Below are 11,959 nucleotides of genomic sequence, written 5' to 3'. Positions count from 1 at the left end.
TAATTTCCCGATAACGGAATTTTATGAGTGATAGACCTCTTTCTCCACATTTACAAATATATAAATTACCAGTTAGTAGTTTTTTCTCTATTATGCACAGATTGACTGGTATCTTGCTATTCCTTTTATTAATGATACTTTCTTGGTATTTCGTATTACATGTTTACTTTCCTGAGTTACTTATAGTAAGGTACTTAAATGCATTATTGTTTACTTCTGTTGCTAAATTAGCTTATATCTTATGTTTTATAAGCTTTTCATATCATTTTCTTAATGGTATTCGTCATTTATTGTGGGATATGGGGCTTAACCTAGAAATCAACGGCGTTTCAAGGAGTGCTATACTGCTGACAGTAACGCTACTTCTTTCTACTATTGCTTTTTTATTTATGTTTATATGAGTCAATCTGGAAATTCAGTACATCATTGGTGGGTCCAGCGTGTTTCTGCGGTAATTTTACTGTTCCTTTTTCCTTGGTTTATCTATTCATTTTCTTGCGCATTTTATACTGATAACTTTTTGTCTTTTAGTGAAAAATTTATTAATCATCCTCTAGAGCTTTTATTTTTTGTTGTATTGTTGTTTTGCATTTTTTGGCACGCAGTTCTTGGAATGCAGGTAGTGTGCGAAGATTATATACACAGCGTATCTCTAAGGATTTTCACAATTACATGCATAAAGTATTTATCAAGCATTACTTATATAACCCTCGCTTTTACAATCTTTGTCTTCTACAGGCATATTTTTTTGTAAAATTGCCAATTCTGTGTTAATATATTATTAGTGTACTAGTTTTATCATTGAACTATAGCGATTTTGGTTTGACAATATGTTAGAGACATTGAAAAAGTGGGGAACAGATCTTGCACTTAAAGCAAAAGGTCTGTTTACTTCACCTGAATCTCAAGTTTACGTCGAAGACCTTAGAAAGGTAATGACATATAAAGATGGACGAAAATGTCGGTACCCAAAAAATTACGATCAGATTAAAAAGTCTGGAAAAATTATAGAAGGTAAGAATAGTGAGGGTGAGACTATATATAAACTTTTATATGGCGAGAAAGACAAAAAAGATGGAAGACAACCAAGTTTTGAATTATCTTTAGTTACCGAAGATAATGATAGATCTTATTTTACTATCAATTATGTAGACAATCAGGGTAAGCAAATTCCTATAGATTGGTTAAATAAGTCATACTTTGAGCCATTAGGCTTTTCGAGAATGGATTTGAAAAAACACGTGCCAATTTTCGAAGCTCAAAAAACTAAGAATTCTCAATATCCGTTTGAATTAACTAACTCTTCTGTGCTAACTAAAGAGGTAAAAAATAAAGAAGGTAAAGTTCAGGAAGTTGTTGATGAAAAAGGAAGAAATGGAAAATTACTATACACTAGTGATTACAAGAAGTTAAACACTAGTTTTTCAGAAATTAGAGATCAAAATGGTAATCTAGAGTTAGATAAAAGTCTTATATCTGTTCCTATCGTTTTTGCTACAAGCTTGGCTAAAGTTTGTGCTAAATTATTGACTTCTCTTCCTATAAAATTAGGGGAGCATTTAATAAGCAAACAAAACCCAATTGCAAAGTCTTTTGGCTATCTTTTGTTCACCCCTGCAATGGCAGTGAAGAATTCAGTAAATATGGTAGCTACAATACTTAAGGCCCCAATTTTATTGTTTGTAGCAAATGAGAAAAAATATGGTGATGCTTACTTTACTATGTGGAAATACCAATTGAAAGGATGTTGGGAAGAAGCAAAAAGTGACTTTAATATTATTAAAGGTGGAGAAAGGCTAAAGCCAGAGCAAAAGGATCATAAGCCACTTAGTATAGTGGGCACATGGGATGAGCTTAACGCTAGAAGGTCAGGCATTGAGAAAGAATTGGAAGAGGGGCTAAACAAAAGTAGTGAAAGTATAGATAAATCTAGAAAACCAGATATTGGAGAAAGCTTAAAGGAAAAGTTGCAAAACAAAATTAATGAAGAAATAGCTGGGTTTGGAAATCAAAAGAGCGGCAATACTTATGTTGAGAAATTACAAAATGAGAGGAATTTACAGAAAGGGCAAGGCGCTACTTTAAATTGATACCCACCCTCTATTTAATCATTTTACAACAAAAACTTGCATGCATTTTGCCCTCAGTATAAGATATTAATTATTTAATTAATATCTTAACTAAATGCGCCCTGTAATATTGTGTGGTGGTAGTGGTAGCAGACTTTGGCCTTTATTCAAGCCAAAGCAATTTCAGAAAATATTTAGTCAGAATACTATGTTTCAGAACACTCTACTGAGACTAAAAAGCGATTATATGCCACCCATAATTGCCACAAACGTGCAGTACGAGTCATTAGTGATGGAGGAATTGCATGCACTGCAAGAATATAAAGTGATTTTCGAACCAGTGAAAATTGGAACAGCAGCGGCAATATTAATTGCTGCGCTTCTCTGCAATGAAAACGAGATAATGTTAATTCTGCCTTCAGACCATTTTATAGGTGATTTAAATAATTTTCACGCTTCCGCTCAAAAAGCGTCTAAGTTAGCCTCTGAAACTAACTCTATAGTTACTTTTGGGGTTAAGCCCATAAGTGTTGAAAGTATCAAAAATGGCGTGATATAAGGTGATTGACGGCATGTAAATTACCTCCCGACAGTAAAACAATCGAACGTATAAAAGAGTCATTTAGATCCAATGTGAATTGCAGTAATGCTATTTTGAACCCATGTAGATTATTTTTGATTTTATAAACAAGAAATAACAAAGCCGTAATAATAATCATGTAAATATACACCTTCATGCCATTCATAGTATGGCTTAAAAAGTGCTTATATCCAAGATTTTGCTTTATAAATTTAAAGAACACTTCTATATCCCATCTGCGCCTATATAGCTCTGTTACTTCATAAGCTGGCATTTCAAACAAGTTTGTCAAAAACCATATTTCATCTCCAATTTTATTTCTGATTTTTATTAGCCGTAGATCATGCTTTTCTGCCACTTTACCTCGTGCACGATAAAGATTAACTATTATATCTTCTAAAATCTCTGATCCATCCGATTTTTGTTCTCCTATAACTTTGTTCCTGCTTATAACATCATGTTTTCTTCCTACTTTAACTCTTGTGATAAATTTGTACTCCTTTTCATCAAATTCGGCAAAAGTTCCAACTTTTCTGATTCCTCTATCAAATAATAAAATATCCTCTTTTTCAACTTTAGCTTCATTAATTGCTCTCACTAATGCTATATCTTCACTACTTTCTTCTTGTCCTTTACAAAATCTTATACTTGTCGGCAATTGATCCTTTAATCCTACACTCACTTTAACTTGACTATCGTTACTTTTACCGCCTATTTTCAGCCCATCTTTTATGAGATATCCCGATAAATTTATGATCGTCGAATCAAACTTATGTAAGTTATTTGATGTTTTTTGGGGTAATAGCTTTTTAATCTTGCTCATCAAATCAATATATACTCCCTTAAAATATTCTGGATTTATAACTTTTAACCTTTTTGACAAACCACTGTATGTTACTGTACTTTTATCGCTATTCTTATCCATTATACACCTGTTTATTACCATTTCTAGCGCTCTTAGGCTTGTTTTTTGCCCCATTAATATTAACTTCATTAGACCTTTAAATATAATCTTGCCCAACAATTTAGTATTACATTTATCTACTTCACTTAATTTTCCTAGCCTTTCTAAATCCTCATCTTTTATTAAATTTAGTACTCTTTCTATTTGATCCATTATTGCCTCCATTTTCTTGCAATAATAGTTCTTTATGTCTTTTTTGTGTTACTTTCAACACTTATGGGGTTAAGCCTCATGAATTCAATTCTGAATACGGTTATATAAATGCAGTTTATGATCAGAAAGAAAAATATCATATAGTGAAAGATTTTACAGAAAAACCCGAGCGTAAGTTAAGTAACGATCATTATTGGAACTCTGGAATATTTGTGTTTAAAGCAAAATGCTATATAGATGAGATCAAAAAATCTGCCTCAAGTCTTTATAATTTATGTTTTAAACATTTCATACCACAAGAGAGATTTCTATATTTAAAACAACGAGATTTTGCAGGAATTGAAGACATATCTATTGATTACTTGGTAATGGAAAAAGCAAAAAACGTTGCAATGATAGAAGCTAATTTCGATTGGTTGGATGTTGGAACTTGGAATTCAGTTTTAGAATTGAGTGAGAAGTTTAGTAAAGAACCGTTGTCATTTCAGCATGTGATTAGAGAAAAAGAACCAGCTTCAACGACAGAAAGTAATAAAAATTTATTGGGTGGAGCTTATAAGCAACCAAACAAAAGCCTAATATCGTTTATTAATAAGGTTAAGAAAGTAAAGGCGATAAGGAAAGAAGTTAAACCATGGGGATTTTGTAGTATAATTTTAATGAGCGAAAATTTTCTTATAAAATATCTTTCTATAAATCCATTAAGCTGCACTTCTAAGCAATTCCATCACTATAGAGATGAATACCATATAGTACTATCAGGAGTTGGGTATGTTAGTTTAGACGACAAAGAATACGCTATAGTAAAAGACCATATGATAGAAATTCCAAGGAAAGTTTCCCATAGGATTGAAAATAGAAGCACAAGTTTTCCACTTGAGATAGTTGAATTTCAAATAGGAGAGCATTTATCTGATAATGATATAGTAATACCAACCCTCATAAATAACTAGACAAATAATTCACAGAGCAAATGGTTTTGATCGAACTTTCCGTAATATCTCGAATAAATTCAGATACAGCATTTTCAAGTAATTTAATAGAGTCATACATCTTGTTCTTTATTATATTTTCCTTTAAATGTTGCCAAAATCTTTCCACAGGATTGAGCTCAGGCGAGTACGGCGGCAAATAAATTATGGTGATATTTTCAGGAGTTTTTAAACCTTTAGACCTATGCCAACTTGCGCAATCCATGATAAGAAAAGCTTCTCTAGTCCCCAAATCTTTCGACATCTGCTCCAAAAATATGTTCATGCAATCTGTGTTTACATGTGGAGCAAGTAGGCTAATATCCTCTCCATTCCTGGGATTTACAGCGCTGTAAAGATAGAAGTTTTCTCTTCCGATTTTTACTTTAACTTGTGTTCTTGAGCCCTTTTTAAACCATCCATGTCCAACTTTTGAGTGCGTTCCAAATCTCGATTCATCGAAAAAAAACCTCCTTTTTCCGGTTCTTTTCCACAATTTCATTGAGATTTTTTTTGAACTCCTCTTGTTTGTTTTTGTCTTGTTTATAATGTGCTGGACGAGGTGTGATATATGTAAATCCTAGCTTCTTCATAAGCCTTCTCGCCGTTGACTCACTTACTTTGATAGCTAACATTCCTTCAACTATACCTTGCAATTTTTTAGCAGTCAGATTTGCCCCATCTTCTTCTATTACCTCTCTTATTTTTTCCTTCTTCTCCTCGTTCAGTTTTGGTTTAGGTCCTCGCCCTGGCTGTATTGCAAACCCAATAACACCTTTTTCTTTAAATCTTGCAATCCATTTCATTAATGTCGTTCTCGTAATTCTATATATTTTAGCAACTTTTGAGATACCATACTCCTTTGCTGATATTATTGCTTGTAACCTTCTTCCTATCTCTCCTCTTATTCCATATTTTTTTAATTCTAACTTGCATTGATTATATAGTTCTTCTCCTATTGCTTTACTTTTTCCTGCCATAAACTACATATTTATTCTTTCTAGCCTCAATTATTTGTAGTTTTTACTATTTGTCTATCTATTAGTGGAGATTGGTATAAGGTTGGATGATGTATATGGAAGATTTTGAAATTCTAATGTTAAAGATACTCTATAAGCCTGCTAAATTTAAGGAAGCAAAAATCTCTAGTTTTCAAGTAAAGAAAAGTCTACAATGATAGAAGTCTCGAGAATATGATCTCAATGTAATGTCCATTGCCTTTGAAATTACTATGGCTGCTTGCTATTTGCGAGCGAAAAATGCCAGATTTTGCTCTATAATGACTTTGTTCTCTATTATCGGCATTGCCCTTGGGGTTGCAACACTAATAGTGGTGATGTCTGTGATGAACGGATTCAGAGCAAAGTTGCTTGACTCAATACTTGGCATTGATGGCCATATTAATGTTTATTTTGATAGGAACATAAATTCAGATTATTGCACAGTTTCAAAATCTATTGAGAAAATTCCTGGTATATTAAAAGCTACTCCTATGACCAATGATCAAGTTATTATTGTAGTAAATGGTAAAATTGCAGGTAGCGTAGTGCGAGGTGTGTCAGCTAAAGACCTACTTAATAATACTACTGTTACAAATAATGTAATTATAGGTGATGTAAAAAAATTTGATGAAGGGATAATAATAGGAGCACGATTGGCAGAAGCTTTGAACATTGACTATGGCGACGAAATTACGTTTATATCATCTGAAGAATTTGATGCATTACTTGGTGAAATGCCACGAATGAAAAAATATAAAGTTATAGCAATATTTGATATGGGTATGTTTGAGTATGATAATACCTTGATATATATGCCTCTAAAATCAGCACAAGCCTTTTTTAATTATAAAAATAGCATAAAAAATATAGAAGTACTTGTAGACGACGTTACTAGAGCTGATAAGCTGGTAGATGCTATAGAAAAAGAAATAGGAATGAAAGCTGAAAGTTGGCAATCACAGCAAAGCCATTATTTTAGTGCTTTAAGAACTGAAAGAAATGTAATGTTTTTAATTCTTACTTTGATTATAGTTGTAGCAGCGTTTAATATTATCTCAAATTTAATGATGATAGTGCAAGAAAAGAAATCCGCGATTGCAATTATGCGTACATTTGGTGCAACAAGTGGAAGCATTATGCGCATATTTTGCGCTTGTGGTCTATTAATCGGTTTTGCGGGAACTTGTCTTGGCTGTATTATAGGTGTCGTTTTTTCTCTCAATATCGAAAATATTAGAGTATTTTTAGAAAGCATTACTAACGTCAAGCTATTTGATCCTATGATATACTTTTTTTCAAGTTTGCCAGTGATACTATTACCCCAAGACGTAGTAAATATTTCTGCACTTGCATTATTCTTATCATTTTTAGCGACAATAGCTCCTGCATTGCAGGCAGCTACACAAGATCCTGCGGAGATACTACGTTATGAATGATACTCAGCAAAAGTACATAGGTTGGTTCTTAGTTGTATTGTTATTTACCGGTTACATCACAATAAATAACATAATCTTTTTAAAAATAAATCAGCAAGAGAGTGAAAACAATGTGAAAGCTTTAACGGAAAACATGGATGAATTTAGAATGTTGCTTGAAGTTAATCAATCTAGAATAGAAAAAAAGATATTTGACCTCAAGAGAAGTCAGCATACTCAATGTGAGCAAGGTGATAATAACTCAAGATGTAAGAACCTTGCAAAATTGCTATTACTTGTGGTTAAAATGAAGGATTCGTTATTGCGAGAAGCAAAATTTGATAATCATATAAATTCAATAAAGCCTTTGATATTAGAGCTTGATGATCCAGAGATAGAAAATGCAATGAATGAATTAGAAAATTTGAAAGAGATAAATACCTTACACGAATTGAAGGTATCTTTTGAAAAAGCTATTGATACTATCGATTACAACAAAAGTACATTGTCTAAAAGAATCATTTCAAACTGGATAAAGGTAGACGACCGGAATGATCCATTAAGAGTAAAGTTTGCAGAAATTGAGGAGTCAATAAACGATAATGATTGGCAGAGCATAGCTACTACAATAGGAGATTTAGCACACCCAGAATTCAAGCCATGGCTGAATAAATTGCATGGTCTTATTGTAGCTTCTAAGAATATTTCAACAATATATCATCACTTGTTACAATATATCTCATGATTTATTTTATAATTTTCGCTCTTTCGTTTTTATTTGGCATATGGGTCAAGGTAAGTGGTGAAGTAATAAAATTAGAATTAGGTAATTACACTATAAGTATTGATTTATATTTTATCATTTTTACTTGTGTAGCTTTATTATTTTTGTTAATTGCACTTGCACGCTTTTTTTCTTCCGTTTCATCAACATTTGCCAACATAAGAAATAGAAGAAGGGATAGGGAAGAATTGCTTCTCTTTGAAGCTTTCTTTAGCATAGACTTAGACAATATAGAGAATGCCCAAAAACTAGTTAAAAGTCTGAGTGAAGAAAGCGATAGGTTGTCTTTAATAAAGCTCTTTAACTCAGGTAAGACGGGAAATTACAGCTTTTTCAGTAACGGTTTAACAAATATTGCAAATAAAAATCGTAACTTAGCTCTACTTTTAGCCAATAAGCTGATTGTCCACCTCAAACAAGAAAAAGTAGTCTTTCAAAAATTTATAGAATATTGCTCTAGTTCAATTAATGATAAAATGCTATCTATTCCCTTTCAAATAGAGCATTGCATATTGAAAGAAGATTGGATTAATGCAATTTTGAGGTTAAAGGAAGCAGTTAAATTCAATATTTTTCTTCCCTTTGACCATAAAGAAATGTTTGCAGTTTTTTATTGTGCTTTGGCAAAACAATATGAAAGTAAAGGGGATTTTAAAGGGGCTATAAAGTCTTTATTCAGAGCACAAAGTTATTATGCAACTTTTCGGCCCATCAATTATTTAAAGGCAGAATTATATACTAAACTTGGAAAAATCAGAAAAGCTTCTGCAGTGCTAGAGGCAGAATATGCAGTAAATCCTACTCCTCAGTCAGCTAAAATGTACATCAATTTAAATAGTAAAGGTGCTGAAAGACTATACAACTTACGCCCTGATTATTATTTTAGTTACTGTTTACTTGCTTTGTCCTCAATGAGTTCAGGTAAATATGATCTTGCAAGTCAATATTTAGACACCGCTATCAAAAAAGCTAATTACATGTCAATCTACTTTATTGTAATACAGCTCAAGGTTACATTGCAAGAACACGACAAGGTAATTTATTGGCTAAACAAGATGGGCTCAGAAGCTTTGCCTGATCCAGGCTGGAAGTGTAAAAATTGTAACAGAGAACTAAAGCAATGGGATCATAAGTGTTCAAGTTGTAATAGTTTTAATTGTATTTATTATATATTATAAGATTCTACAAAGTGTAGAAATTGCCATTAGGCTACTTTCACATTGATATTGTTGAAGTTAGAACACTTTCTTAATGTGACCTTGATCTCCAAACAATAAACCTGCAAGTTTTTTAGTTAGACTTGGTTCTAATGTCAAAAAAACTTGCTTTTAGACACTAACAATTATATATTTTAATAAATCAGGGTTGTATACAAAATGAAGAGCTTAAAGGAATTATCCTTAAGAATTAAGAATATTAGGTCTGTACAGAAAACCACGAAAATAATGCAAATGGTTTCTGCAGCAAAGTTATTACAAAGCCAAAAGAAATTATCAAATTCAAAATTGCACATATCTAAGCTGCATAGCATTATTTCTTCATTAATGCTATCAGTTGATCAAGAATTACTGGCAAAAATTCTAAATGTCAGTAACGATGGTTCTTACCTAGTATTCATTGTTGCGTCTGATCGTGGCTTGTGCGGCAACTTTAACTCTTCTATTGTCAAATTTAGTCAAAATAAGTTAATCGCAAATGGCAAAAAAGTAGATATTGTATTTCTTGGTAAAAAAGCTTTTGATGTAGGTAAAAATAGATTTGACTCTAAAAGTATCTTAAAAATTGAAAATAGTAAGGGAATCACGTTAAAGCACGTAGAAGCTTTGGTTGATGGTATAGATTTAAGTAAATACGATAAAGTTAAAGTTTTTTATAGTAAATTCTATAATACCTTCACGCAAAAACCAATGTTGGAAACAATAAAACCATGGAGTGAAAACTCATCCTTGATTGACAATTCTCTGACTGGTCCAACAACAGATTACGGCTATGAGTATGAACCACAAAATATTGAATTTATTTTAAAATCTTTGGTTCAAGATTACGTTGTAATTGCTCTTTACTCTGCTTTACTTGAAAGTGCAACAAGTGAGAATAGTGCTAGGATGGTTGCTATGGAATCAGCAAACAGAAACACTAAAGAGATGCTGAACAAATTAGCATTGCTTTATAATCGTTCTCGTCAAGCAGCAATTACAACTGATTTAATTGAAGTTATAGGTGGTGCAGAGTCTTTATAAAAATCTAAGGAATAGAAAATGAATATATTAAATATTGCAGCAGATATCACTAAATTAATAAAAAAGCAGAATCAAGACGCAGAAGTTACAATATATGAAACTAATAAGACTTCAGTTTCTCAGCGTCTATCAAAAATTGAGCAAATATCACAATCTAAGAATTGCACTGTAGGAATCAGAGCTATAGCAGGTAAAAACAAAGCTGCGTATATTTCTACAAACGATTTGAATAATCTGAGTGATACGGTAAGTCAAGTGGTAGAAATGGCAAAGAATGCACCAGAAGATCCTCACATTAATTTTGCTGCAGATGGTGGTAATTATATCTCTTCTGCAGATTTAAGTATCTCAGATAATAATGTTGTAACCGTTGATAACCTAAAAGAAATTGCTGAAGCTGCAGAAAATTCAGCCCTTGCACATAAGAGTATCACTAATTCTGAAGGAGCCTCTTCTTCATACGCTTTAGTGAATACGGTATTATCAACTGTTTCTGGTTTTATTGGCTCGTTTAGTAAATCAACCTTTGCTAATTGGGTCTCTGTTGTTGCTGGAAAAGAAAGTAAAATGAGGGTTGGCTACGATTATGATATAGCATGTAATTTTAGTGATTTAAAGTCGCCAGAATTAACAGGGAAAGAGGCAGCAAAAAGAGCAGTTGATCAATTGAATTCACGTACAATTAAAACTGGTAAGTTTCCGGTTATTTTTGAAAAAAGAGCAGCAAAGGGGCTAGTAAAAAGTTTCGCTTCTGCTATAAATGGGAGCAGTATTATAAGCAACAGTTCTTTCTTGAGGGGTAGTTTAAACGCTCAGATTTTCAATGATAGAATTAACATTATCGATGATCCATTGTTGCCAAGAGGCATAGCATCGAGACCATTTGATGGAGAAGGGATAACTAGCAAGAAAAATATATTTGTAAAAAACGGAATATTACAAAATTGGATTTTAGACTTGTACTCGGCTAAAAAATTAGACTCAGAAACAACCGGAAGTGCAACTCGTGCAAGTAATGCTGCAGTTATTCCTGCAGCTAGTAACCTCTACATTGAGAATGGTAATGTATCGTTTGAAGAATTAATTCAGGAAGTGAAAGAGGGAATATATGTAACTGATTTATTTGGTTTTGGTGTCAATTTAATCAATGGCGATTACAGCCAAGGCGCTTCCGGATTTTTTATAAAAAATGGAAAAATAACGTATCCAGTACATGAGATTACCATTGCTAGCAATTTGAAGGATATGTTTAGCAATTTAGTCGTTGCAGATGATCTAACTTTTTGTGGGCAATTTAATTCACCAACAATTAAAGTTAGCGAAATGACGGTTGCAGGTTCGCTTAACGATTAAAAAATTTATTTGCATCAAGCACAACAATTGTGTATTATTGTCATGTAATGTTAAGAATAGACTATGGAGTATAAAGGTTTAGTTTCAATAGCTAAGCTTAAAGCATTCTCAATCGTAATTTCAAAGTTTTTCATCACATTAGTAATATTAGTTAATAATTTAGGAGTTGTTTAAATGGAATTTGGTAATGTAAAATGGTTTAATGCCGAAAAAGGCTATGGTTTCATCAAGCCAGAAGGTAAAGGGGGTGACGTTTTTGTACATATTAGCACGTTGGAACGTTCAGGAATAAGGCCTGAGGCACTTAAAGGAGAGAATAAAGAGAAAGGAATAAAAGGGGAAAGGGTGAGTTATGAGGTTAAAGAGGAGCGCGGTAGAAACGGAGAAGATAAAAAATCTGCAATAAATTTAAGATTGGAAGATTAATCT

At 32.5% G+C, this 11,959-nt stretch carries 11 protein-coding genes and 2 pseudogenes; 11 read left to right on the top strand and 2 right to left on the bottom strand.

Annotated elements, in window-relative coordinates; all coding sequences use genetic code 11:
* Positions 1-23: 23 nt before the first annotated feature.
* The 4 genes and pseudogenes from sdhC to NBW37_RS06095 all read left to right on the top strand — a co-directional run.
* Positions 24-401 carry a succinate dehydrogenase, cytochrome b556 subunit gene (gene sdhC / locus NBW37_RS06110; protein WP_250296152.1) on the top strand — a complete coding sequence of 126 codons (378 nt, stop codon included), beginning with the start codon at positions 24-26 and terminating at the stop codon, positions 399-401.
* Entirely contained in the window at positions 398-754 is a 357-nt protein-coding gene (gene sdhD / locus NBW37_RS06105) for a succinate dehydrogenase, hydrophobic membrane anchor protein (protein ID WP_250296151.1), read from the top strand. Before sdhC ends, sdhD begins: the two co-directional genes overlap by 4 nt.
* A 76-nt stretch (positions 755-830) precedes the next feature.
* A complete protein-coding gene (locus NBW37_RS06100) occupies positions 831-2,090 on the top strand; it encodes a hypothetical protein (RefSeq protein ID WP_250296150.1) in 1,260 nt (419 codons plus the stop codon).
* 94 nt (positions 2,091-2,184) lie between these two features.
* Positions 2,185-2,592: pseudogene (locus NBW37_RS06095) on the top strand (sugar phosphate nucleotidyltransferase); the annotation flags it as partial.
* A 16-nt stretch (positions 2,593-2,608) separates the two neighbouring features.
* Here the strand turns inward: NBW37_RS06095 and NBW37_RS06090 are convergent.
* Entirely contained in the window at positions 2,609-3,778 is a 1,170-nt protein-coding gene (locus tag NBW37_RS06090) for an IS4 family transposase (protein ID WP_250295821.1), read from the bottom strand.
* Positions 3,779-3,825: 47 nt separating this feature from the next.
* Here NBW37_RS06090 and NBW37_RS06085 point away from each other — a divergent pair.
* Positions 3,826-4,719: pseudogene (locus NBW37_RS06085) on the top strand (sugar phosphate nucleotidyltransferase); the annotation flags it as partial.
* Here the strand turns inward: NBW37_RS06085 and NBW37_RS06080 are convergent.
* Positions 4,706-5,717 (bottom strand): IS630 family transposase gene (locus NBW37_RS06080; RefSeq protein ID WP_250295836.1). Its coding sequence is split into 2 segments (ribosomal slippage): positions 4,706-5,203 and positions 5,205-5,717, totalling 1,011 coding nucleotides; the frame shifts between segments, so codons are not numbered across the junction. The pseudogene NBW37_RS06085 and the gene NBW37_RS06080 overlap by 14 nt on opposite strands.
* A 227-nt stretch (positions 5,718-5,944) precedes the next feature.
* Between NBW37_RS06080 and NBW37_RS06075 the strand changes: the two genes are divergently transcribed.
* The 6 genes from NBW37_RS06075 to NBW37_RS06050 all read left to right on the top strand — a co-directional run bounded on the left by NBW37_RS06075 (position 5,945) and on the right by NBW37_RS06050 (position 11,956).
* On the top strand, positions 5,945-7,174 hold the full coding sequence (locus tag NBW37_RS06075; RefSeq protein ID WP_250296147.1) for a lipoprotein-releasing ABC transporter permease subunit: 1,230 nt from the start codon (positions 5,945-5,947) through the stop codon (positions 7,172-7,174).
* A complete protein-coding gene (locus NBW37_RS06070) occupies positions 7,167-7,898 on the top strand; it encodes a hypothetical protein (RefSeq protein WP_250296146.1) in 732 nt (243 codons plus the stop codon). The genes NBW37_RS06075 and NBW37_RS06070 overlap by 8 nt, the downstream gene beginning before the upstream one ends.
* The gene (locus NBW37_RS06065) at positions 7,895-9,115 is read left to right on the top strand and encodes a heme biosynthesis protein HemY (RefSeq protein ID WP_250296145.1); all 1,221 of its coding nucleotides are present in this window, start codon (positions 7,895-7,897) and stop codon (positions 9,113-9,115) included. Before NBW37_RS06070 ends, NBW37_RS06065 begins: the two co-directional genes overlap by 4 nt.
* A gap of 198 nt (positions 9,116-9,313) precedes the next feature.
* Positions 9,314-10,177, top strand: a complete 864-nt coding sequence (gene atpG / locus NBW37_RS06060; RefSeq protein ID WP_250296144.1) for an ATP synthase F1 subunit gamma — start codon at positions 9,314-9,316, stop codon at positions 10,175-10,177.
* Positions 10,178-10,195: 18 nt separating this feature from the next.
* On the top strand, positions 10,196-11,530 hold the full coding sequence (locus NBW37_RS06055) for a TldD/PmbA family protein (protein WP_250296143.1): 1,335 nt from the start codon (positions 10,196-10,198) through the stop codon (positions 11,528-11,530).
* Positions 11,531-11,704: 174 nt separating this feature from the next.
* Positions 11,705-11,956 carry a cold-shock protein gene (locus tag NBW37_RS06050; RefSeq protein WP_006279919.1) on the top strand — a complete coding sequence of 84 codons (252 nt, stop codon included), beginning with the start codon at positions 11,705-11,707 and terminating at the stop codon, positions 11,954-11,956.
* Positions 11,957-11,959: the final 3 nt, after the last annotated feature.

The sequence above is a fragment of the Wolbachia endosymbiont of Oedothorax gibbosus genome (assembly GCF_936270145.1).
Classification (GTDB): Bacteria; Pseudomonadota; Alphaproteobacteria; order Rickettsiales; family Anaplasmataceae; genus Wolbachia.
Note: the sequence above shows the minus strand (reverse complement) of the source record. Positions and strands in the feature narration are given on the sequence as shown.

What these genes read in the sequence shown, in the direction of transcription:
- sdhD (WP_250296151.1), top strand. Translation starts at nt 398, where the DNA reads ATGAGTCAATCTGGAAATTCAGTACATCATTGGTGGGTCCAGCGTGTT.
- NBW37_RS06090 (WP_250295821.1), bottom strand. Translation starts at nt 3,778, where the DNA reads ATGGAGGCAATAATGGATCAAATAGAAAGAGTACTAAATTTAATAAAA.
- NBW37_RS06050 (WP_006279919.1), top strand. Translation starts at nt 11,705, where the DNA reads ATGGAATTTGGTAATGTAAAATGGTTTAATGCCGAAAAAGGCTATGGT.
- NBW37_RS06055 (WP_250296143.1), top strand. Translation starts at nt 10,196, where the DNA reads ATGAATATATTAAATATTGCAGCAGATATCACTAAATTAATAAAAAAG.
- sdhC (WP_250296152.1), top strand. Translation starts at nt 24, where the DNA reads ATGAGTGATAGACCTCTTTCTCCACATTTACAAATATATAAATTACCA.
- NBW37_RS06065 (WP_250296145.1), top strand. Translation starts at nt 7,895, where the DNA reads ATGATTTATTTTATAATTTTCGCTCTTTCGTTTTTATTTGGCATATGG.
- atpG (WP_250296144.1), top strand. Translation starts at nt 9,314, where the DNA reads ATGAAGAGCTTAAAGGAATTATCCTTAAGAATTAAGAATATTAGGTCT.
- NBW37_RS06100 (WP_250296150.1), top strand. Translation starts at nt 831, where the DNA reads ATGTTAGAGACATTGAAAAAGTGGGGAACAGATCTTGCACTTAAAGCA.
- NBW37_RS06070 (WP_250296146.1), top strand. Translation starts at nt 7,167, where the DNA reads ATGAATGATACTCAGCAAAAGTACATAGGTTGGTTCTTAGTTGTATTG.
- NBW37_RS06075 (WP_250296147.1), top strand. Translation starts at nt 5,945, where the DNA reads ATGTCCATTGCCTTTGAAATTACTATGGCTGCTTGCTATTTGCGAGCG.